The sequence below is a fragment of the Peribacillus simplex genome (assembly GCF_001578185.1).
GTDB lineage: Bacteria > Bacillota > Bacilli > Bacillales > DSM-1321 > Peribacillus > Peribacillus simplex_A.
In genome coordinates this window covers 3,869,626-3,889,975 of record NZ_CP011008.1, presented here as the reverse complement: position 1 = coordinate 3,889,975, position 20,350 = coordinate 3,869,626, and the positions used below count along the sequence as shown (strand labels likewise).

Annotated in this window: 22 protein-coding genes, 1 pseudogene and 1 other annotated feature; of the genes and pseudogenes, 21 read left to right on the top strand and 2 right to left on the bottom strand. The window is 42.0% G+C overall.

All coding sequences use genetic code 11. The features are described 5' to 3' along the window. Window positions 1–169: 169 nt before the first annotated feature. From hflK to UP17_RS18110, 7 genes are all read left to right on the top strand, one after another. Window positions 170–1,204, top strand: coding sequence for an FtsH protease activity modulator HflK (gene hflK, locus UP17_RS18140; RefSeq protein WP_081109026.1), 1,035 nt, complete (start codon window positions 170–172; stop codon window positions 1,202–1,204). After that, a complete protein-coding gene (gene hflC, locus UP17_RS18135) occupies window positions 1,201–2,133 on the top strand; it encodes a protease modulator HflC (protein ID WP_061464352.1) in 933 nt (310 codons plus the stop codon). The genes hflK and hflC overlap by 4 nt, the downstream gene beginning before the upstream one ends. A gap of 128 nt (window positions 2,134–2,261) precedes the next feature. Beyond that, window positions 2,262–4,886, top strand: coding sequence for a DNA polymerase I (polA, locus tag UP17_RS18130; RefSeq protein WP_061464351.1), 2,625 nt, complete (start codon window positions 2,262–2,264; stop codon window positions 4,884–4,886). A 19-nt stretch (window positions 4,887–4,905) separates the two neighbouring features. Then, complete coding sequence (mutM, locus tag UP17_RS18125; protein ID WP_061464350.1) at window positions 4,906–5,736, top strand: DNA-formamidopyrimidine glycosylase; 831 nt, start codon at window positions 4,906–4,908, stop codon at window positions 5,734–5,736. A 79-nt stretch (window positions 5,737–5,815) separates the two neighbouring features. Continuing rightward, entirely contained in the window at window positions 5,816–6,448 is a 633-nt protein-coding gene (ytaF, locus tag UP17_RS18120; RefSeq protein WP_061464349.1) for a sporulation membrane protein YtaF, read from the top strand. 24 nt (window positions 6,449–6,472) lie between these two features. Continuing rightward, entirely contained in the window at window positions 6,473–7,072 is a 600-nt protein-coding gene (gene coaE / locus UP17_RS18115) for a dephospho-CoA kinase (protein ID WP_061464348.1), read from the top strand. Window positions 7,073–7,230: 158 nt separating this feature from the next. After that, on the top strand, window positions 7,231–8,268 hold the full coding sequence (locus tag UP17_RS18110) for a glyceraldehyde-3-phosphate dehydrogenase (RefSeq protein ID WP_061464347.1): 1,038 nt from the start codon (window positions 7,231–7,233) through the stop codon (window positions 8,266–8,268). Window positions 8,269–8,457: 189 nt separating this feature from the next. Here the strand turns inward: UP17_RS18110 and UP17_RS29760 are convergent. Continuing rightward, window positions 8,458–8,635: pseudogene (locus UP17_RS29760) on the bottom strand (IS5/IS1182 family transposase); the annotation flags it as partial. Window positions 8,636–9,195: 560 nt separating this feature from the next. Between UP17_RS29760 and speD the strand changes: the two are divergent. The 13 genes from speD (at window position 9,196) to UP17_RS18045 (ending at window position 19,289) form a co-directional block, all read left to right on the top strand. After that, on the top strand, window positions 9,196–9,576 hold the full coding sequence (gene speD / locus UP17_RS18100) for an adenosylmethionine decarboxylase (protein ID WP_034311443.1): 381 nt from the start codon (window positions 9,196–9,198) through the stop codon (window positions 9,574–9,576). Between the two features lie 268 nt (window positions 9,577–9,844). Continuing rightward, window positions 9,845–10,306: a transcriptional regulator NrdR gene (gene nrdR, locus UP17_RS18095; RefSeq protein WP_034309080.1), complete on the top strand. Its 462-nt coding sequence runs from the start codon at window positions 9,845–9,847 to the stop codon at window positions 10,304–10,306. A 64-nt stretch (window positions 10,307–10,370) separates the two neighbouring features. Continuing rightward, window positions 10,371–11,783, top strand: a complete 1,413-nt coding sequence (locus UP17_RS18090) for a replication initiation and membrane attachment family protein (RefSeq protein ID WP_250211691.1) — start codon at window positions 10,371–10,373, stop codon at window positions 11,781–11,783. After that, a complete protein-coding gene (dnaI, locus tag UP17_RS18085) occupies window positions 11,770–12,708 on the top strand; it encodes a primosomal protein DnaI (RefSeq protein ID WP_061464344.1) in 939 nt (312 codons plus the stop codon). The genes UP17_RS18090 and dnaI overlap by 14 nt, the downstream gene beginning before the upstream one ends. Window positions 12,709–12,829: 121 nt before the next feature. Beyond that, window positions 12,830–13,666: a sporulation protein YtxC gene (gene ytxC, locus UP17_RS18080; RefSeq protein ID WP_061464343.1), complete on the top strand. Its 837-nt coding sequence runs from the start codon at window positions 12,830–12,832 to the stop codon at window positions 13,664–13,666. Between the two features lie 413 nt (window positions 13,667–14,079). After that, window positions 14,080–16,011, top strand: a complete 1,932-nt coding sequence (gene thrS, locus UP17_RS18075; RefSeq protein ID WP_061464342.1) for a threonine--tRNA ligase — start codon at window positions 14,080–14,082, stop codon at window positions 16,009–16,011. Window positions 16,012–16,106: 95 nt separating this feature from the next. After that, on the top strand, window positions 16,107–16,277 hold the full coding sequence (locus UP17_RS27810; protein WP_155727366.1) for a hypothetical protein: 171 nt from the start codon (window positions 16,107–16,109) through the stop codon (window positions 16,275–16,277). 51 nt (window positions 16,278–16,328) lie between these two features. After that, window positions 16,329–16,823 (top strand): GNAT family N-acetyltransferase, encoded by a 495-nt coding sequence (locus UP17_RS18070; RefSeq protein ID WP_061464341.1) that lies wholly within the window; start codon window positions 16,329–16,331, stop codon window positions 16,821–16,823. A gap of 125 nt (window positions 16,824–16,948) precedes the next feature. After that, window positions 16,949–17,085 (top strand) — a sequence feature (ribosomal protein L20 leader region). A gap of 98 nt (window positions 17,086–17,183) precedes the next feature. Further along, window positions 17,184–17,684 carry a translation initiation factor IF-3 gene (infC, locus tag UP17_RS18065; protein WP_057911473.1) on the top strand — a complete coding sequence of 167 codons (501 nt, stop codon included), beginning with the start codon at window positions 17,184–17,186 and terminating at the stop codon, window positions 17,682–17,684. 34 nt (window positions 17,685–17,718) lie between these two features. Beyond that, on the top strand, window positions 17,719–17,919 hold the full coding sequence (gene rpmI, locus UP17_RS18060; RefSeq protein ID WP_034309070.1) for a 50S ribosomal protein L35: 201 nt from the start codon (window positions 17,719–17,721) through the stop codon (window positions 17,917–17,919). 35 nt (window positions 17,920–17,954) lie between these two features. After that, window positions 17,955–18,314, top strand: coding sequence for a 50S ribosomal protein L20 (gene rplT, locus UP17_RS18055; protein ID WP_034309067.1), 360 nt, complete (start codon window positions 17,955–17,957; stop codon window positions 18,312–18,314). A gap of 69 nt (window positions 18,315–18,383) precedes the next feature. Beyond that, window positions 18,384–18,659, top strand: coding sequence for a DUF1294 domain-containing protein (locus tag UP17_RS18050; protein ID WP_061464340.1), 276 nt, complete (start codon window positions 18,384–18,386; stop codon window positions 18,657–18,659). A gap of 60 nt (window positions 18,660–18,719) precedes the next feature. Then, complete coding sequence (locus tag UP17_RS18045) at window positions 18,720–19,289, top strand: TVP38/TMEM64 family protein (protein ID WP_061464339.1); 570 nt, start codon at window positions 18,720–18,722, stop codon at window positions 19,287–19,289. Window positions 19,290–19,343: 54 nt separating this feature from the next. Here UP17_RS18045 and UP17_RS18040 read toward each other — a convergent pair whose 3' ends face one another. Next, on the bottom strand, window positions 19,344–19,721 hold the full coding sequence (locus tag UP17_RS18040; RefSeq protein ID WP_061464338.1) for a hypothetical protein: 378 nt from the start codon (window positions 19,719–19,721) through the stop codon (window positions 19,344–19,346). A gap of 109 nt (window positions 19,722–19,830) precedes the next feature. Between UP17_RS18040 and UP17_RS18035 the strand changes: the two genes are divergently transcribed. Then, window positions 19,831–20,319, top strand: coding sequence for a dUTP diphosphatase (locus UP17_RS18035; RefSeq protein ID WP_061466158.1), 489 nt, complete (start codon window positions 19,831–19,833; stop codon window positions 20,317–20,319). Window positions 20,320–20,350 lie beyond the last annotated feature (31 nt).

Sequence of the window (20,350 nt, the reverse complement as noted above, 5' to 3'; positions counted from 1 at the left end):
CAAGGAGTTAAACATTGACAGAGACCCATAGTCTCTGTCTTTTAATTTTGTCTTATTCCCCGGGAACCATTCCTCTATCCTATTTTCTTAGGAAAATATTTGATTTTCATGAAACTTTAGGCCCTTTCTTGCGTAAATAAGATATAACGGCAAAGAAGGGGTGATACATATCGTTAGCTTAAAAAGGATATATACGATCATAGGACTTGTCTTTCTAATTTTAATTTTGGGTGTAGTTGCGATATCGACCTGGTACACGGTTGATGAATCCGATCAAGCTGTCATAATGACGTTTGGTAAGGTGGAGCAGACGATAACAGAACCAGGACTTCACTTTAAGCTGCCTTGGCCGATTCAATCGGTTGAAAAATTATCGAAAGAAACATTCAGCCTTAAGTTTGGATATAAGGAAGAGGATGGAGAGGTGAAGGATTACCCGAGTGAGACCAAGATGATTACGGGTGATGAAAATATTGTGCTAGCCGACCTAGTGGTTCAGTGGAAAATCACAGACCCTCCAAAATATCTATACAATGCAGATGATCCAGAGAAAATATTATATGATACGACTTCAGCTGCCTTACGGAGCATTATCGGCAGCACGAAAATAGATGATGCACTTACATCCGGTAAAGCGCAAATTGAAGCAGATGTATGGGGATTGCTGTCACAGCTAATGGAAAAATATGATGTCGGAATTTCGATATCTGCGGTTAAACTCCAGGATGTGGAGTTACCGAATGAAGAAGTCCGGAAGGCATTTACCAATGTAACGGATGCCAGGGAAACGGCCAATACGAAAATAAACGAAGCGGATAAATATGAAAATAAACGGATGAATGAAGCGGAAGGGGAAAAAGACGCCATCATATCACAGGCCAATGGGGATAAAGCTGCCCGTACGGAAGCTGCCCGTGGGGATGTAGCGGTCTTTGAAAAATTACTAAGTGAGTATAAGGGCAATAAGGGGATTACGAAGGACCGTCTTGTTATTGAGACCCTTGAAGAAGTATTGCCGAATGCGGAGCTTTATATCATGAATGATGATGGAAACACAATGAAGTACTTGCCGCTTCGCTCGCTTGAAAAAGAGGAAACGAAAAAAACGCCTGCACCTGATGAATCCATTGCTCCAGAAGGAGAAACGGAAAAAGGGAATGCAACGGAAGAAAAAGCGGCGGGGGAAGGGGGCGCTAAACAATGAGTGGAAAAATAATAGATTTCTCTGAGTTGAAAAAAGGTGATTTTCATTGGAGAGGCTACGTGAAAATTGGCATTTTCCTCATTATTTTATTCGCGTTGCTGCTAATCATCTTCACCAATGTATATATCGTCAAAGAGGGCGAATATAAAGTCGTCCGTCAATTCGGTGAAGTGGTAAGAATTGATAAAACCCCGGGTTTGAAGGTAAAAGTGCCATTCATCCAGAGCGTCATGACCTTGCCGAAGTATCAGATGAGTTCTGATGTATCCGAGGCGGAAATCAATACGAAAGATAAAAAGCGGATGCTGATCGACAACTATGCAGTATGGAGAATAGAAGATCCGAAGAAATTGATTACAAATGCAAGGACGCTACAGAATGCCGAAACGAAAATGGAAGAGTTCATCTATTCGGCAGTTCGTTCAGAGCTTGGCCAGCTGAATTATGATGAAATCATCAATGATGAGAAGTCATCCAGGGGAAGTTTAAACGACCGCATAACAGAAAAAGTCAACGAACTGCTGCAAAAGGACAGTTATGGCATCAGCCTGACGGATGTCCGGATAAAGCGGACTGACCTGCCAGCCGAAAATGAAGCATCCGTCTTCAAGAGGATGATTTCAGAGCGGGAATCGAAAGCGCAAGAGTACCTATCCAAAGGTGATGCGAAGAAAAATCGTATCATTGCGGATACTGATCGTAAAGTGAAAGAATTGCTCTCGACTGCAGAAGCTGATGCAGAAGTTATCAGGGCTGAAGGAGAAGGGGAAGCAGCGATAATCTATAATAAGTCGTTTTCCAAAGATCCCGAATTCTATAAACTATACCGGACTCTTGACTCCTACAAAAAAACGATTGGAGATCAAACGGTCATCGTTCTGCCGTCGGATTCCCCATATGCCAGCTTGTTAATGGGAAATACTAAATAATCGCCGTTGCCGTCATTTTTCTTTCCGCTTCTACTCATGGTAGAATAGAGAAAGAAAATGAACGGCTTTTTGCGTTTTTAAATAGAAGCTAAAACTGCATAAACCTGTATGACTGGAGGAAGACGGAATTGGATAAAAAGTTAGTACTCATAGATGGAAATAGCATTGCATACCGTGCGTTTTTTGCACTTCCGCTCTTGAATAATGATAAAGGGGTACATACGAATTCCGTTTACGGATTCACCATGATGCTCAACCGCATTCTTGAAGAAGAAAAACCAACGCACATACTTGTTGCATTCGATGCGGGTAAAACGACATTCAGACACGCGTCATTCAAAGAATATAAAGGAGGACGCCAAAAAACGCCGCCTGAATTATCTGAGCAATTTCCTTTCATTCGTGAGCTGCTTGATTGTTTTCAAATAAAAAGGTATGAACTGGAGAACTATGAAGCCGATGATATTATCGGGACGCTGTCTTTACAAGCTGAAAAAGATGGTTTTGAGGTGAAGGTCATTTCCGGTGATAAGGATTTAACACAATTATCCTCCCCTAGTACGACGGTTTCCATTACGAAAAAGGGGATTACTGAAATTGAGGAATACACTCCAAAGCATATACATGAAAAATACGGTCTTTCCCCCTTTCAGATCATTGATTTAAAAGGGCTGATGGGAGATGCCTCCGACAATATTCCCGGCATACCGGGTGTTGGTGAAAAAACCGCCCTTAAGTTATTGCATCAATTTGAAACGGTGGAAAACCTCCTGCAGTCGATTGATGAGGTAAGCGGACAAAAATTGAAAGAGAAAATAGAGGAACATAAAGACCTGGCTCTATTAAGTAAAGAGCTGGCTACAATAACGAGGGAAGCGCCGCTTGAAGTTTCTGTAAACGAGACTGAGTACAGCGGCATGGATCAGGAACGAGTCATCTCATTCTATAAAGAGCTAGGCTTCTCGACTTTGCTCGATAAATTGGATGTAACGGAAAGTGTACCGCTTGAACAGGAAAAGATAGAGGTTCACACGGGTGAAATGACAGAAGGAATGTTTGCAGATGAAAGTGCTTTATATGTTGAAACTTTAGAAGATAATTATCATCGTGCAGATATTATAGGGATAGCCATCAGTAATGAACAAGGTCATTTTTACTTCCATGGAGATGATGCTCTGAGTTCCGCGGCATTTAAAACTTGGGCAGAGGATGAAACAAAAAAGAAAACGGTTTTCGATGCGAAGCGTACGGTTGTTGCACTCCGTCATAGAGGCGTCGAAATAAAAGGCATCGATTTTGATGTGTTTTTGGCATCCTATATCCTAGATCCGGCAGAGTCAGTGGATGAAGTGGCCGAAATCACGAAAACACAAGGTACAATCCGTCTTGAGACAGATGATGTTTTTTATGGAAAAGGTGCAAAACGCAAGATTCCTGGGCAAGCTGAATTGAGCGAGCATATCGCCAGAAAATCGAAGGCAATCCTTTCTCTTAAAGAACCGATGATCAATAAACTGGAAGAGTTCGAGCAATATCATCTGTTAACGGAACTGGAGCTGCCTTTGTCGATCATCCTGGCTAATATGGAATGGCAGGGCATCAAGGTGGATATAGGCCGGCTGAAAAACATGGGGCAGGAATTAGCCATTCGCTTAAGAACCATTGAAGCACGAATTTTTGATTTGGCTGGAGAGGCTTTCAATATCAATTCACCTAAACAGCTTGGGGCCATCCTTTTTGAAAAGTTAGAGCTTCCGGTCATGAAGAAAACCAAAACAGGTTATTCCACTTCAGCCGATGTGCTGGAAAAACTGGAGAGCCAGCATGATATCGTTAAGGAAATATTACTGTATCGCCAGCTTGGTAAGTTGCAATCCACATATATTGAAGGTTTGCTCAAAGTGGTCAATGCTAAAACGGACAAGGTGCACACCCGGTTCAACCAAGCATTGACCCAAACCGGCCGATTAAGTTCTACAGATCCCAACCTGCAGAACATCCCTATCAGACTGGAAGAAGGCAGGAAAATCAGGCAGGCCTTCATTCCTTCCGAAAAGGATTGGATCATTTTTGCTGCGGATTATTCGCAAATCGAGTTACGCGTGCTGGCGCATATCGCCAATGACAGCGGATTGGTGGAAGCATTCCAAGCCGGGATGGACATCCATACAAGGACAGCGATGGATGTGTTCCATGTAAAGGCGGAGGAAGTCACGTCGAACATGAGGCGCCAAGCAAAAGCCGTCAACTTCGGAATCGTTTATGGTATAAGTGACTACGGGCTATCGCAAAGTCTTGGCATCACGAGAAAAGAAGCTGGAGAGTTCATCGAGAAGTATTTAAGGAGCTTTCCTGGTGTTCAGGAATATATGGAAGAAAGTATACATGAGGCACGTCAAAAAGGGTATAGCACGACTTTGCTGCAAAGAAGGCGCTATATACCTGAGATTACAAGCAGGAATTTCAACATCAGGAGCTTTGCCGAACGGACAGCGATGAACACACCGATTCAAGGCAGTGCCGCGGATATCATCAAGCTTGCGATGATAAATATGAATAAGCGCCTGAAAAGTGAAGGGCTGAAAACGAGAATGCTTCTTCAGGTGCATGATGAATTGATTTTTGAAACTCCTCCCGAGGAACTCGAAATCCTTAAGGTGATCGTTCCGGAGGAAATGGAAAATGCCATTGAATTGAACGTGCCCCTTAAAGTGGATTATGCTTTCGGGCCAACATGGTTTGATGCCAAATAATAAAAGATAGGTGATTGTAATGCCAGAACTTCCAGAAGTGGAAACAGTCAAAAGAACGTTAGAGCAGCTCGTACTTGGAAAAGAGATCAAGGAAGTGTCCGTCTTCTGGCCAAAGATCATTAAAGCGCCTGAGCCTGTCGAACAGTTTCAGGATGCTTTAAGAGGGCAAACGATTCAGAGTATAGGCCGTCGGGGCAAGTTCCTCATTTTCACCTTGGATGATTATTCGATGGTTTCACATTTAAGGATGGAGGGGAAATACGGGGTGCATCCAAAAGAAGAGCCATACGATAAGCATACACATGTGATCTTCACTTTCACGGATGGCAGTGAGCTTCGGTACAGGGATGTCCGGAAATTCGGAACGATGCACCTATTTGCCAAAGGAGAAGAGTTTGAGCGGTTGCCGCTGCTGCATTTAGGGCCTGAACCGTTATCTGAAGATTTTACTGTCGAGGGGCTAAGGGCGAAATTGGCCAAAACCAACAGGAAAATCAAGCCGGTTCTCCTTGATCAAACGGTTGTCGTTGGAATTGGGAATATATATGTGGACGAGTCATTATTCCGTTCCGGTATCCATCCGGAGAGAATAGCTTCTTCACTATCCTTGCAGGAAATCAAAAAGTTGCATGCGGAAATCATTGCAACATTGGGTGAAGCGGTGGAAAAGGGTGGGAGTACGATTCGTTCATACCTCAACTCTCAAGGGCAAATCGGCATGTTTCAGTTGGAACTGAATGTCTATGGACGAAAGGGCGAGGAATGCAAAACATGCGGCACGCCACTTGAAAAGCTGGTTGTTGCAGGACGCGGCACACATATTTGCCCGTTGTGCCAGCCGCTTATTTAACTAATGTTTTTTAAAACACATCGGATGGGCTCCTACCATATACTAGGGTAGCAACGAGAAGGGAAGGAGTAATATTCCGATGTGGCTACAAATTATTTTTCTTGCTTTTGCAGTTAGTATTGACGGATTTGGCGTAGGTTTGACTTTCGGTATGCGGAAGATGAAAATCCCCTTAAAGTCAATAGCGGTCATTTCATTTTGTTCTGCTTTGAGTTTAGGCATAGCGATGGTCATCGGTCAATTCATCAGTCAGCTCATATCTATCGGGGCGGCTGAAAAAACCGGGGGCATCATCCTCATCTTTCTTGGTGCCTGGATGGTATATCAATACTTTAGGCCTGACAAAGATTTGAAAGATGATAGATATCATGAAAAGATCATCTTTAATTTTGAAATTAAATCACTTGGGGTAGCCATTAATATTTTACAAAAACCATTGAATGCCGATTTTGATAAATCAGGTACGATTACGGGTGTTGAAGCACTTGTTTTGGGGTTTGCACTTTCACTGGATGCGTTCGGGGCTGGAGTCGGAGCAGCCATGATCGGAATTTCACCGATTATCCTCGCAGTATGCATCGCTGTTATGAGTTCAATTTTCATTTGGAGCGGACTGCAAAGCGGGAAATTGCTTTCGAATAATAAAGTTGTCCAGCATTTAACCTTTCTTCCAGGTGTACTATTAATTATAATCGGCTTATTCAAGTTATGATACATGGTTTAAAAGGGGGAGCATATGGGACAAATCATCGGAATCACTGGAGGCATCGCCAGCGGGAAAAGCAGTGTCAGCCTCTATTTACAGGAACTCGGATTCACGATTGTAGATGCAGATCTGGCTTCCCGTGCTGTCGTTGAGCCAGGTGAAGACGCCTATCATCAAGTTGTGGAGGCGTTTGGAGAAGATATCTTATTGGCGGATGGGAATATAGATCGCGTAAAGCTTGGGTCGATAATATTCCATGATCAGGAAAAGAGATTGCTATTGAATGGCATCGTTCACCCTGCCGTCAGGAATTGGATGCGCCTCAAAACGGAAGAGGCACTCGCTGCAGGGGAAGAAACGGTATTCATGGATATTCCGCTCTTATTTGAAAGTAAGCTGACATTCATGGTGGAAAAGACGCTTTTGATATATGTCGATGAACAAGTTCAATTGGAACGTTTAATGAACAGGAATGGTCTATCGGAGAAGGATGCGCTTGCCAGGATCCATTCTCAGATGCCCTTGGCTGATAAAAAGGCTTTAGCGGATGCCGTCATCGATAATAATGGGGACATTAAGGAAACGAAGAAACAGGTGAAGGCCCTGCTTAGCGAATGGCATGTCATATAGTTGTGATAAAAGGAAGAAATCTTCGGGTTTCTTCCTTTTGTGTTGAAAAAATAAAACAATCCGCATTTTTATTAGCACAATTCCATTGAATTATGTTATACTAATTACATGTGAGAGGTAATAAGTATAACATTAATATTTTCAGGAGGGTCCGAACAATGAATTCAAGAATAGCAATTAACGGATTTGGGAGAATTGGAAGAATGGTTTTCCGAAAGGCCATATTAGATGAGAGTTTGGACATTGTTGCCATTAATGCAAGCTATCCTGCTGAAACTTTAGCACACTTACTAAAGTATGATACGATACATGGTAAATTCGACGGTATCATTATAGCGGAAGATGATTCACTTGTAGTGAATGGCCGCCGAGTACAATTGATAAATAACCGCGATCCAAAGCTATTGCCTTGGAAAGAGATGAACATAGATATTGTAATTGAAGCTACTGGAAAATTCAATGATCGTTCTAAAGCGGCTCTTCATTTAGAAGCAGGGGCAAAAAGGGTTATTTTATCAGCACCAGGTAAAAATGAAGACGTTACCATTGTCATGGGCGTCAATCAGGAAGTTCTGGAAATTGACAAGCATTATGTCATATCCAATGCATCTTGTACAACTAACTGTCTTGGACCGGTTGCAAAAGTGCTTGATGAAAAATTCGGCATTAATAATGGTTTAATGACAACGATACATTCTTATACAAATGATCAAAATAATATCGATAACCCGCACAAAGACTTAAGACGTGCTCGTGCCGCTGCGGAAAGCATCATTCCTACGACGACAGGAGCTGCAAAAGCGATCTCATTGGTGTTGCCTCAATTAAAAGGCAAGCTTCACGGAATGGCGATACGCGTACCTACACCTAACGTGTCCCTAGTCGACCTTGTTGTGGATTTAAACTGTGATGTCACGATTGATGAAGTGAATCAAGCGTTCATCGACGCTTCAGAAAATGAACTTAAAGGAATCATGGAATTCACGATGGAACCTTTGGTTTCCAGTGATTTCAAAACTAATCCTCACTCTGCCATCATCGATGGTTTGACAACGATGATGATTGGTGACAGGAAAGTTAAAGTCCTGGCTTGGTATGATAATGAGTGGGGTTACTCCAACCGGGTAGTGGACCTTGTAAAATTAGTTGCATCCGAGTTGAAAAAAACTTCCAAAGTTGAATTATCAGTAAAATAATGAAAAAATCGTGCCTGCTAAATTTTTTAGCGGGCCCAGTTTGTAGACAAAAAGGTTTCGGAATGGTCACATTCCGAAACCTTTTTGATTTTTTATTGGATTTGAAGCAGTTAGAGAGAATAGTGACCCAGCGCATACCATGCTTTTCCTTTGCATCTGCGGAAACTCTCCTGTTTTCCAACTTTCTGGAATCATTGGTTCAACCAGAGGCTCTAAGATATGACGATCATGCGTATCGTCCCCAACACAAATGCATTGAGGTTTGATGCTGCATGTAACGAATAGGCAAACTTGTTTTGTTCGTTCATCTTTCACATAGTAGCTACTCTTCAGGATTAGTTGAACTGTCCTTAATCCCCTTGTTCTCTGCCTAAATAGACTATAGGTAAAAGGATTCTATCTTAAAACAAAGTTGATTGGAGCGGGTGTTCGAGGCTCCTTTCGGGAAAAGCGCGTCAAAGGGAGACCCCACAGGCGCAATGGCGGACCGCCCGCGGAAAGCGAGTGCCCCACGTTCCAATAAACGGCCGAATATTAAAAACATAAAAAACAGTAGACAAACTCAATTATTATCGAGTTTGTCTATCTGCTAAATTTTTTTAGCAGACTATTTTTAATTCATTGATCATCAATTCCTGGCTGCCTTATGGCGCTGAATAAACACACGAAAACAGAATTTGCCCCACATTGGGACCTCCCCCATATCTTTATTACATAAAAAGTTTATCTATCCAAAAATTCAATTTGGAGTTGCAAAAAAAATTTAAACCATATATACTATGAATCGTGAACTTCTTCAAAAGCGGTTTGCATGATGGCTACTTAAAGGGTTAGGACCTCTTTGGACTAACTTTCCCCCGTGGTAGTTATCAGACTTATTTTTTAATCATGGTAAGGGGGAAGCTTAATATGGAAACTGCTTACACTATGGAAACTATGGGTAGACATGTCATTTCTGAACTTTGGGGTTGTGACTTTGAGAAACTGAACAATATCGATTTGATTGAAAAGATTTTTGTTGATGCTGCTTTAAAATCAGGTGCAGAGGTACGAGAAGTTGCCTTTCACAAGTTTGCTCCACAAGGAGTTAGTGGGGTTGTCATCATTTCTGAATCACACTTAACGATTCACAGTTTTCCTGAACACGGCTATGCCAGCATTGATGTCTATACATGCGGTAACTTGGATCCGAATATTGCGGCAGATTACATTGCAGAAGCTTTGAATGCGCAAACACGCGAGAACATAGAATTACCACGTGGATTAGGTCCTGTACAAATGAAAAAAGCCAATATAAGTGCCCTATAAAAAACACGTATACACAGAGATGCCATGGGTGCATCTCTTTTTTAATGCAATGAATCCGATCTTGCTTCAATTTATAAGGGTAAGTATCCCAGAGCACAAAGACTTTGATAATGGTGCTTCTAGTGCGTGATAAAAAGTGCCTGCTGCTGGAAGTTACACTTTTTACTTGTACTGGCCGTTCCTTTTAATATAAGATTAAGATAGAAAAGTAATTCCTTGGGGAACATTTAGATAGGGGAGTCCTACATAAAATACGGAGCTGATAATGATGAAATGCCCATCATGTCAATATAACGGAACAAGAGTGCTCGATTCCAGGCCAGTCGATGAAAGTAAATCGATTCGACGACGCCGTGAATGTGAGGCATGTGGTTTTCGATTCACGACATTTGAAAAGGTGGAGGAAACACCGCTCATTGTAGTGAAAAAAGGCGGTACACGGGAAGAGTTCAGTCGTGATAAAATCCTGCGTGGCTTAATCAGGGCTTGCGAAAAACGTCCGGTTCCCTTGAAAGAACTAGAGCAAATTACCAGTTATGTAGAAAAAGAACTACGCAACCAGGGCATATCGGAAGTGAAAAGCGACAGTGTCGGCGAAATGGTGATGGACAAGCTGGCAGAAGTCGATGAGGTTGCCTATGTTAGATTCGCATCCGTCTATCGACAATTTAAAGATATCAATGTCTTTATCGATGAATTGAAAGATTTAATAAATAAAGAAAGAAAGTAGAGCTGAAGATTTACTTTGGCTCTTTTTTCACTACATCTTTTGAAAGGTTTGAATGGAGATGTCAATGCATTGGCAAGAATTGCTCCCAGCTGATTCATATTTGGTCTCATCTGCGGGGCTGCTTCATGATTATGATCGGAAAATACTTACCCGACTTTATCAACCTCTTATTGGACCTATCTGTATTAGCCTATATATGACGTTATGGAGTGAGTTGGAGGAAAACAGGCTATGGTCGGAAACCTCCTCACATTATCAATTAATGAATACAATCGGCCTTAAGTTAGGTGATATTTACGAAGCCCGACTTTTACTTGAGGGAATCGGTTTGTTGAATGTATATAAGAAATCGAAAAATGAGACAAAGGAATTTATCTATGAGATAAATCCGCCGCTTTCCCCTCAACAGTTCTTCACGGATGGAATGCTGAATATCTATTTATACAAAAAGATCGGTAAAGCACAATTCAACCGGTTAAAGAGATTCTTTTGTGATGATCATATCTTAACGGATCAATATGAAGGTGTGACTAAATCTTTTGCGGAGGTATTCTCATCAGATCATTTGGACTCTTTATATGTAACGGATGAAGCAAAAAACGAATGGAACCCCATTCCTGATCAGCAATATATCGACCGGACGGATGGCGTCGAGCCTTCGGGGTTTGACAACTTATTCGATTTTGAACTTTTATTAGCCGGGATGAAATCTTCGATCGTACCGAAAAAGGCCTTTACTCCGAAAATTAAAAGTACGATTGCCAAACTTGCTTTTTTATATGGCATTGATCCGCTTGAAATGCAAAAACTAGTAATGGATGCCGTTTCATTGGATGATGAGATCGATGAGGAAATGCTCAGGAAGGCGGCAAGGGACTGGTATCAGATTGAACGGCAGGCAGACATGCCTTCCCTGGTCAATCGAGTGCAGCCGATTCGTGAACGGACACAAAAAGAAGAACCGAAAACACAGGAACAAGAGCTAATCCGGCATTTGGAGACGATATCCCCACGGGAGCGGCTGATGCAATTGTCCGGCGGCGCAGAGCCATCAAGCGGTGATTTGAAAGTGGTGGAGGGCGTGATGATCAACCAAAAGCTGAATCCTGGTGTCGTCAATGTCTTGATTGAATATGTCATGCTCAAAACGGATATGAAGTTCACGAAGGGCTATGTGGAAAAATTGGCAGGCCATTGGGCACGGCTGAAGGTCTCCACCGTCATCGAGGCGATGGAACTAGCTAAAAATGAACACCGGAAATATCAGGACTGGGCTCAAGGGAGCAGGAATGCTGCGAAGGGCGGCCGGAAAAAGACGATACGGGAAGAAGTGGTTCCGGAGTGGCTTGAGAAAAAAGAAGAAGCACAGCAAGAGCAGAATGCGGATCAGCCCGAATTGAATGCCCAGAAACGTGAGCTTCAGGAAAAATGGAAGCAGTGGAAAGCAGGAGGTGAAATGAACGATGGAAAAGATTAATAGATCCCTGAATAAATTGGCCAATACAAACCAATTTCAACAGCGTTATGAAAAGCTGAAACAAGAGATTTTTGAAGATGAACAGGTGCGGTTATTTTTGAATGCCAACAGTTCGACGGTCACGGAAGACATGATCGAAAAAAACTTGGGGAAGCTTTATGAGTTCACTTCACAAAGCAATAAGTGCGATAAATGTCCAAGCTTGGACGGCTGCATCAATATGATGCAGGGGTATTATCCCAAATTGGTCGTTCAAGGGAAGGCCCTGAATCTGCATTATGAAATCTGCCCGCGGAAATTGGCAGAGGATGAAAAGCGGAAACGTGAAAAATTGATCCGCAGCCTTTACGTGCCGAAGGATATTTTAAAGGCGACCATTGACGACTTCACTCAAACGGATGATCAAAACAAACGCTTAGGTGTTTTAAGTAAAGCGATGTCGTTCATTATGGAGTATGAACCAGGCAAAAGGCAAAAAGGCTTATATATATATGGTAAATTCGGTGTTGGGAAAACGTATTTATTAGGTGCGATTGCCAATGAACTTGCAGAAAGGCAAATTTCCTCCCTTATTGTCTATGTACCTGACTACTTGAGGGAACTTAAGGGTTCGATAGGTGACAATACGGTCAATGAAAAAATTGAGATGGTGAAAACGGCACCGATCCTCATGCTGGATGATATTGGAGCGGAGTCCATGACAAGCTGGGGACGCGATGAGGTTTTTGGCCCGATTTTGCAATTTAGAATGCTGGAAAACCTTCCGACGTTTTTCACTTCGAATTTTGACATGAATGGCCTGGAGAATCACCTGACCTTTTCACAGCGTGGTGAAAAGGAAGAAGTGAAGGCGGCCAGGGTACTGGAAAGAATTCAATATTTAGCGGAGCCGGTCAAGCTTGATGGCGTGAATCGGAGAAGATGAAGAAAAGTGGTCTCTTAATGGAGGTCACTTTTTTCTTCTTACAAGGTCCATCCCACTTCTAAACACGTCCCCATCCCCATATACATGAAAAAAGAAGCAAGGGGGAAGGGGGGATGTCGTAGTGCAAATTTCGTTTCAAAACGATTCAGAGGCATTGAAATTACTGGATTTCGTTTCTGTCCATCCACTGGGGGCAGAATTTCAAGCATACATTCGATTTCTTCCGCAACAAGGCATGCATGTGGATATGACGGAGTCTTCAGGTGATAAATGGCTAATTCTGCTTCGCGATGCATTTCATTCTTTTTTATTGGAAGAAAAGACGCTTCCTGTTCTGGAGCAAATAATAGTCGGTAAATTTTTTTATAGGGAACGGGAAGAAATTGAAGCCATCATTGAAATTGCATCATCAATCATCGAGGTGGAAAGAGCCAGGAATCAAGAGGAGGCATTCAGTACGGAGAAACGATTGATTGAGGAAGGACTTCAAAGCATCTTGGCTGGAAAGGTATCTTTTTCATTCGATTCTTTTACGACCTTCCGTTTAAAATCATTTCAGCAAACTTTGGAAAAGTATGTCGTCAAGGCGATTGATGAATACAAGCTGGAACAGGACTATCAAAATTTCATTGCCACTCTCCGTGATTGCCTTCATGGGCAGGAGTCGAAATTAAGAAAGCTTCACTTGGTCAACCGGGATGGTTTTCATTTCTATGATCAGAAATTCAGCAAACTCGACCGTCCAAAAATCAATAGTATGATCGACAGGAGGCTTCTTGCAAAAAGTTCACTTTTTCTTGATACGGTGATACTTGCCCCGCTTTTATCGATTGCTCCCGAAAACTTATGCATATATACCGATGACAAGGAAGAAGGGCTGATTCAGACCATTTCAAGGATTTTCGAAGAACGGGCGACCGTCCTGCCGCTTTCGTCCTTTTCAAATGCATTTGAATAATCTTTCTTCGTAAAAAGAAAATTAACCTTGATTTTCACTGTATAACAAATTATAATTTCCTACATACTATTAAAAAACTAAAAGTTATGATGAGGACAAGGGTATTCTAGTCGCCGATTATCAGAGAGGGGAGCCAACAGGCTGTAAGCTTCCTATTCGCATGGAACACTTACCACCTTTAAACTTCGGCTCGGAAAGCAGGCATTTTGCGAATATGAGCTGACGGGAAGCTGCCGTTACCAAGTTACAAGTGCCGTTTTGCCGTGAAAAGCAAGATGGAACGAGGGTGGAACCGCGGGTTAATGATATTTATTACTAAGCTCGTCCCTGTTTTATACAGGGGCGGGCTTTTTGTGTTGTAATGGAATCAAAAACCCTTAATTTGTTTGAACAATAAGAAGGAGTGAAACGGAATGTCTGAATTACTGAAAATATCTTTTCCTGACGGAGCTGTCAAGGAGTTTGCTAAAGGCACAACAACTGAAGAAATCGCTGCATCCATCAGTCCTGGTTTAAGGAAAAAATCCATTGCTGGAAAATTCAATGGTGAATTATATGATTTGAAACGCCCGATTGAACAAGACGGCACAATCGAAATCGTAACACAGGACGCAGCGGATGCACTTGAAATATTGCGTCACAGTACAGCACACTTGATGGCACAAGCGATCAAACGTTTGTACAAAAACGCCAAATTCGGTGTAGGGCCAGTCATTGAGGGCGGTTTTTACTACGATATGGATCTGGAGGAATCATTGACTCCTGAAGACCTGCCATTGATTGAAAAAGAAATGAAGAAAATCGTCAACGAAAACTTGGAAATTTCCCGCATCGAAGTGAGTCGTGATGAGGCCATTTCCCGTTTTAAAGAAATAGGCGACGAGTATAAACTGGAGTTGATCGATGCGATTCCAGCCGATCAGCAAGTAACGCTCTATGAGCAAGGGGAATTCTTTGACCTTTGCCGTGGAATTCACGTTCCATCAACTGGAAAAATCAAAGAATTCAAGCTATTGAGCATCGCTGGTGCATACTGGAGAGGCGATAGCAAAAACAAAATGCTTCAGCGCATTTACGGAACGGCTTTCTATAAAAAAGAAGATTTAGCCGAACACCTGCGTTTCCTCGAAGAAGCGAAGGAACGTGACCACCGTAAAATCGGCAAAGAATTGAACTTGTTCATGAGCTCACAAAAGGTGGGGCAAGGATTGCCGATGTGGTTGCCAAAAGGCGCAACCATCCGCCGGACAATCGAAAGGTATATCGTTGATAAGGAAGAACGCCTTGGTTACGACCATGTCTACACACCTGTAATGGGAAGCGTGGACCTTTATAAAACTTCTGGACACTGGGATCATTACCAGGACGGCATGTTCCCTGTCATGGAAATGGAAAACGAACAGCTTGTCCTGCGTCCGATGAACTGTCCGCACCACATGATGGTATATAAAAACAGTATCCACAGCTACCGCGAACTGCCAATCCGGATTGCCGAGCTTGGCTTGATGCACCGCTATGAAATGTCAGGTGCCCTTTCCGGCCTTCAGCGTGTACGTGGGATGACATTGAATGATGCGCACATATTCGTCCGTCCAGATCAAATCAAAGAAGAGTTCAAGCGTGTTGTGAACCTGGTTCAGGAAGTATATAAAGATTTCGATATCAAGGATTATTCATTCCGTCTGTCATATCGCGATCCGCAGGATACTGAAAAATATTTCGATGACGATTCCATGTGGGAAAAAGCACAAAGCATGTTAAAAGGTGCTATGGATGAACTTGGTCTTGATTATTTCGAAGCGGAAGGTGAAGCGGCATTCTACGGTCCTAAGCTTGATGTCCAGGTTCGGACTGCCTTAGGGAAAGATGAAACGCTTTCCACTGTTCAGCTTGACTTCTTGCTCCCTGAACGTTTTGATCTTAATTATGTCGGTGAAGACGGCAAGCAGCACCGTCCGGTTGTAATCCACCGCGGGGTCGTTTCCACAATGGAACGTTTCGTCGCTTACTTGATCGAAGAATACAAGGGAGCATTCCCGACTTGGCTGGCACCTATCCAAGCACAAGTGATTCCGGTCTCACCTGAAGTGCACCTGGATTATGCGAAAGAAGTGCAGGAAAAACTTAAAGCGCAAGGCATTCGCGTCGATCTGGATACACGTGACGAGAAAATCGGTTATAAAATCCGTGAAGCACAAATGCAAAAAATCCCGTACATGCTGGTTGTTGGAGATAATGAAGCCAAAGAAGGCAGTGTGAATGTACGAAAATACGGTGAACAAAAATCGGAAACAATCGCTTTTGAAGATTTTGTTGCAGCGATTAAAGCGGAAGTAAGCCGTTAACAGCAAAAGGGGGGGCACATATCGTTGTGTCCCTCTTTTTAATTAAGGCATGATAAAATGAAACCATCATGTGAATGTCCAGAAGGAGGGTCAGCATGAAAAAGAAATTTTCTTATCTATTTGGGCCAACATTCCTTGCCATCATCATCTTATTGTTATTGGATGGTTATCGGCAATATGCGATTGTCCCGGTCCTGATTTTTTGGATAGCTCTATATTCTTGGGACACCATTGAGAAAAGGAAAAAGGCGAAAGAAAACTCTTAACATTTGATGGTTCTATCCGTATGGCCAGTAAAAAAAGAGGGAGTGGAAGAGATGGAAATTCGAAAGGCTACGGGGCAAGATGCAGGGAAATTGGCAGCTCTGATCAATCATGTTGAAGATTCCGGGTTCATGTTGTACAACCCGGGGGAAAGAAAAGCAACGGAGAGTAAATTGGAGAGGCAAATCGAGCAAATTGAAAATAACCCCCGCTCCGTTTTCCTCGTTGCAGCAAGCGGCGACGACTTGATAGGGTATCTCATCTTATTGGGCAATAATCTTAGCAGAACAAAGCATTCTGCCATAATTGTTATCGGCATCTCCGAACAAGAGAGAGGAAAAGGAGTCGGTACGAAGCTGTTTCAACAAATGGAGGAGCAAGCACTTGAATATGAAATCCGGCGCCTTGAATTGACCGTTATTGCCAACAATGAACCGGCACTTTCCCTTTATAAAAAGATGGGTTTTGAACTAGAAGGAACGAAACGGGACTCATTATTTTTCGATGAAAGCTATCATGACGAATACTATTTGTCTAAATTACTTTAAAAAACGTATTGTCAAATAACAGAATGTCTGATAATATTAATTTTGTTGTGAAAAACGTATAAAATAGCATTTGACAAGTCATCAGTGTTTATGATATATTTCTAAAGTGAATTGAATACGTGTTTGAGGAAAAGAAGAAGCACCCGCTTCTCACCTGGTTGACGCAAGCAATGCAGTTAACAGGTCATGATTTGATTATTTGGATCTTTCTGAATGAGTCTATCAGTGTGGGTGCAGCATGCATCCACACTTTTTTATTATGATTAAATCCTGTAAGCGAGTTGTGAGCGTGACCGAATTGATTCAAATATTCGTATTCGCCAATATCTTTGGAGGTGGCTAACTATTAGTAAAGACGCGATGGTAAACGAGGGCATCCGAGCCCGTGAAGTTCGTCTTATTGACCAAAACGGAGAACAACTTGGAATTAAAACGAAATTCGAAGCATTGGAAATTGCCGCTCGTGTAAATCTTGATCTAGTTTTAGTTGCTGCAAATGCAAAGCCTCCGGTAGCCCGGATCATGGACTACGGAAAACACCGCTTCGAGCAGCAAAAGAAAGACAAGGAAGCACGTAAAAATCAAAAGGTCATCAGTCTTAAAGAGGTTCGTTTGAGCCCGACGATTGAAGAACATGATTTCAATACGAAGCTTCGCAACGGTATTAAATTCCTTGAAAAAGGCGATAAGGTAAAAGCTTCTATCCGATTCAAAGGACGTGCCATTACACATAAGGAAATTGGTCAACGTGTACTCGTTCGTTTTTCTGAAGCATGTAAAGAAGTGGCTACAATCGAGCAACATCCAAAAATGGACGGACGCAGCATGTTCATTATCTTAGCACCAAAAGCTGAAAAGTAATTGTAAAGTAATTTGTAATGAGGAGGAATACCTTATGCCTAAAATGAAAACTCACCGCGGATCTGCTAAACGTTTCAAAAAGACTGGATCCGGCAAACTTAAGCGTTCTAACGCTTACACAAGCCATTTATTTGCTAACAAATCTACTAAGCAAAAGCGTAAGCTTCGCAAAGCTAGCCTTGTAAGCAAAGGTGACTTCAAACGTATTCGTCATATGCTAGACAATATTAAATAAGTTCGATTTATCGAGTTAAATAGGAGGGAAATAACATGCCACGTGTAAAAGGCGGTACTGTTACTCGCAAACGTCGTAAAAAGGTAATAAAATTAGCTAAAGGTTACTATGGCGCGAAACATATTCTTTTCAAAGTAGCTAACCAACAAGTAATGAAGTCAGGAAACTATGCTTTCCGTGACCGTCGTCAGAAAAAACGTGATTTCCGCAAACTTTGGATCACTCGTATCAACGCTGCAGCACGCATCAACGGTCTTTCTTACAGCCGTTTAATGCATGGTCTAAAGCTTGCTGGTATCGAAGTGAACCGCAAAATGCTTGCAGATCTTGCTGTTGCTGACGAACAAGCTTTTGCTCAATTAGCAACTGCTGCTAAACAACAATTAGACAAATAAGTCTCACTGATATCAGCCACTCTCTTTTCAAGAGGGTGGCTTTTTACATAGTTAAAGGAGGAGATGAGGATGCAAGTAGCATGGTTCATTGTAGCTTATGTGATCATCACGAACATCATCGGTTTTGCCATAATGGGAGTAGACAAAAGGAAAGCGCGTAATCGGGAATACCGGATCAGCGAAAAGACACTTTGGTTTTGGGCGGTTATAGGTGGAGGAACAGGGTCATTTCTGGGGATGAAGCATTTCCGCCATAAGACGAAGCATGCCGCTTTCAAGTGGGGCCTGCCGATATTGATGATTATTCAAATAGGCTTATTGATTAAGATATTCATACAATGGTAATATGTAGCCCGTATGATGTATATGCTTGTAGAAGCAGCAAAGAGTAGCTGGAGGGAGAGCATGAATGATAAACTGACACTTGTGATGAGCTACGTTCAATCTGGCAGCGTGTTTGCACCGTTGATATTTATCACTTTTCATCTATTAAGGCAATTTTTATTCATTCCCGTCATTGTAGTTTGCATGTCCGGCGGAGTTTTATTCGGGGCAGCTTTAGGAACCATATATTCCGTAATCGGTTTGACGTTGTCCAGTATGGCCTTTTATTTCGTGATCGGCAAATTTCCGAAAACAAAGGATAAGCTGCTGCGCCTTAAGAATAAGCTGTTTGGAAACCGAAAGCTAAACAGCCGGCAAATTGCAGTACTGAGACTAATACCATTCATACATTTTTATCTTTTGTCGCTTTGCTTATTGGAATCCAATAAAGGATTGAAAAACTATTTTTATCTATCCTTCATGACTAATATCCCCGTAGCCTTCGTATACACGGTTTTTGGCCACTATATTGCAGATTTCAGTCCGACTCTGATCGTCATTATTTTATTATCATTGACCTTATTGCTATATTTATTGAGGGAGAAGCAGACGGTCGTACCATGGAAGGAATTTTTCCGTTCACATGATTAATATGGAGCCTTGAGTTCGTTTCTCAAGGCTCTTCATAACGCGCGGTATTTTTCACTATTCCAAAAATTCCTTAACCGGGCTTTTCCAATCAATGACGGCATCCGGATATTGTTTTTTTATGGCTGCCTCGATTTTTAAAAAGTCATTTCGCTTCAAGCCTTTCAGGCCTGCCACTTTTTTCGGCCATATGAAGATGGAGATGACTTCAAAGGAGCGTTCCGTCGTACCTAAATACTTTTCCCCTTCAAACATCACCCCGTTGTATGTCAGTAAAAAATTCTTTCGTATATTGGCTGTATCATCGAGCAAAAAGAATTTTTTCTGTTCATGTGCCAGCTCTAATTTTCTTTTCGGATTAAATAGGTATTTGATGACTGTATATATTAAGAAGATGATGAGAGCCAAAATAATGAACCGCATGATCAATACCATGGAGCTACCTCCCTAAACAGAGTGATTCCCTTCATTTACGTATGGGTTTTTAATAAGTTTCATTTATTTGATATAATTTAAAGGAAGACGATAGAAAGTAGTGATGATAATGAACATAGGTAAATTATTGGACATGCAGGCGGCTTTAGATGAGCATATACAATCCAAGCATGATTTGGGTGCTGAAGACTTGGTGGAACGTAAGATACTTGCCCTTTTAGTGGAGCTTGGCGAGCTGGCTAATGAAACGAGATGTTTTAAATTCTGGAGTCTAAAAGGCCCCTCTGATAAAGAAACGATTTTAGCTGAATATGTGGATGGCATTCATTTCATTTTGTCACTCGGGATCGAACGGGGATTCGTGCCGGAAGTCCCATCTTCCCTCAAGGTGCAGCATAGGGATTTGACAGCTCAATTTACTGCCATTTACGGCTACATCAGTGAATTTCGCACGCAATTGACAGAGTCATCTTTCCAAAAGGTTTTTGCTGAGTATTTGCATTTAGGGGAGTTGCTTGGATTTTCGGCAGTGGATGTGGAAAAAGCATATGTAAGTAAAAATGAAGTGAACTATGAACGGCAAAAGCAAGGCTACTGATTGTTAATGCAATCGATTTTCTGTATAATTA

What these genes read in the sequence shown, in the direction of transcription:
- UP17_RS18070 (WP_061464341.1), top strand. Translation starts at nt 16,329, where the DNA reads ATGGAAATTCGAAAGGCTACGGGGCAAGATGCAGGGAAATTGGCAGCT.
- ytaF (WP_061464349.1), top strand. Translation starts at nt 5,816, where the DNA reads ATGTGGCTACAAATTATTTTTCTTGCTTTTGCAGTTAGTATTGACGGA.
- speD (WP_034311443.1), top strand. Translation starts at nt 9,196, where the DNA reads ATGGAAACTATGGGTAGACATGTCATTTCTGAACTTTGGGGTTGTGAC.
- UP17_RS18050 (WP_061464340.1), top strand. Translation starts at nt 18,384, where the DNA reads ATGCAAGTAGCATGGTTCATTGTAGCTTATGTGATCATCACGAACATC.
- UP17_RS27810 (WP_155727366.1), top strand. Translation starts at nt 16,107, where the DNA reads ATGAAAAAGAAATTTTCTTATCTATTTGGGCCAACATTCCTTGCCATC.
- UP17_RS18090 (WP_250211691.1), top strand. Translation starts at nt 10,371, where the DNA reads ATGCATTGGCAAGAATTGCTCCCAGCTGATTCATATTTGGTCTCATCT.
- dnaI (WP_061464344.1), top strand. Translation starts at nt 11,770, where the DNA reads ATGGAAAAGATTAATAGATCCCTGAATAAATTGGCCAATACAAACCAA.
- rplT (WP_034309067.1), top strand. Translation starts at nt 17,955, where the DNA reads ATGCCACGTGTAAAAGGCGGTACTGTTACTCGCAAACGTCGTAAAAAG.
- hflC (WP_061464352.1), top strand. Translation starts at nt 1,201, where the DNA reads ATGAGTGGAAAAATAATAGATTTCTCTGAGTTGAAAAAAGGTGATTTT.
- UP17_RS18040 (WP_061464338.1), bottom strand. Translation starts at nt 19,721, where the DNA reads ATGGTATTGATCATGCGGTTCATTATTTTGGCTCTCATCATCTTCTTA.
- thrS (WP_061464342.1), top strand. Translation starts at nt 14,080, where the DNA reads ATGTCTGAATTACTGAAAATATCTTTTCCTGACGGAGCTGTCAAGGAG.
- infC (WP_057911473.1), top strand. Translation starts at nt 17,184, where the DNA reads ATGGTAAACGAGGGCATCCGAGCCCGTGAAGTTCGTCTTATTGACCAA.
- rpmI (WP_034309070.1), top strand. Translation starts at nt 17,719, where the DNA reads ATGCCTAAAATGAAAACTCACCGCGGATCTGCTAAACGTTTCAAAAAG.
- mutM (WP_061464350.1), top strand. Translation starts at nt 4,906, where the DNA reads ATGCCAGAACTTCCAGAAGTGGAAACAGTCAAAAGAACGTTAGAGCAG.
- UP17_RS18035 (WP_061466158.1), top strand. Translation starts at nt 19,831, where the DNA reads ATGAACATAGGTAAATTATTGGACATGCAGGCGGCTTTAGATGAGCAT.
- coaE (WP_061464348.1), top strand. Translation starts at nt 6,473, where the DNA reads ATGGGACAAATCATCGGAATCACTGGAGGCATCGCCAGCGGGAAAAGC.
- UP17_RS18045 (WP_061464339.1), top strand. Translation starts at nt 18,720, where the DNA reads ATGAATGATAAACTGACACTTGTGATGAGCTACGTTCAATCTGGCAGC.
- nrdR (WP_034309080.1), top strand. Translation starts at nt 9,845, where the DNA reads ATGAAATGCCCATCATGTCAATATAACGGAACAAGAGTGCTCGATTCC.
- UP17_RS18110 (WP_061464347.1), top strand. Translation starts at nt 7,231, where the DNA reads ATGAATTCAAGAATAGCAATTAACGGATTTGGGAGAATTGGAAGAATG.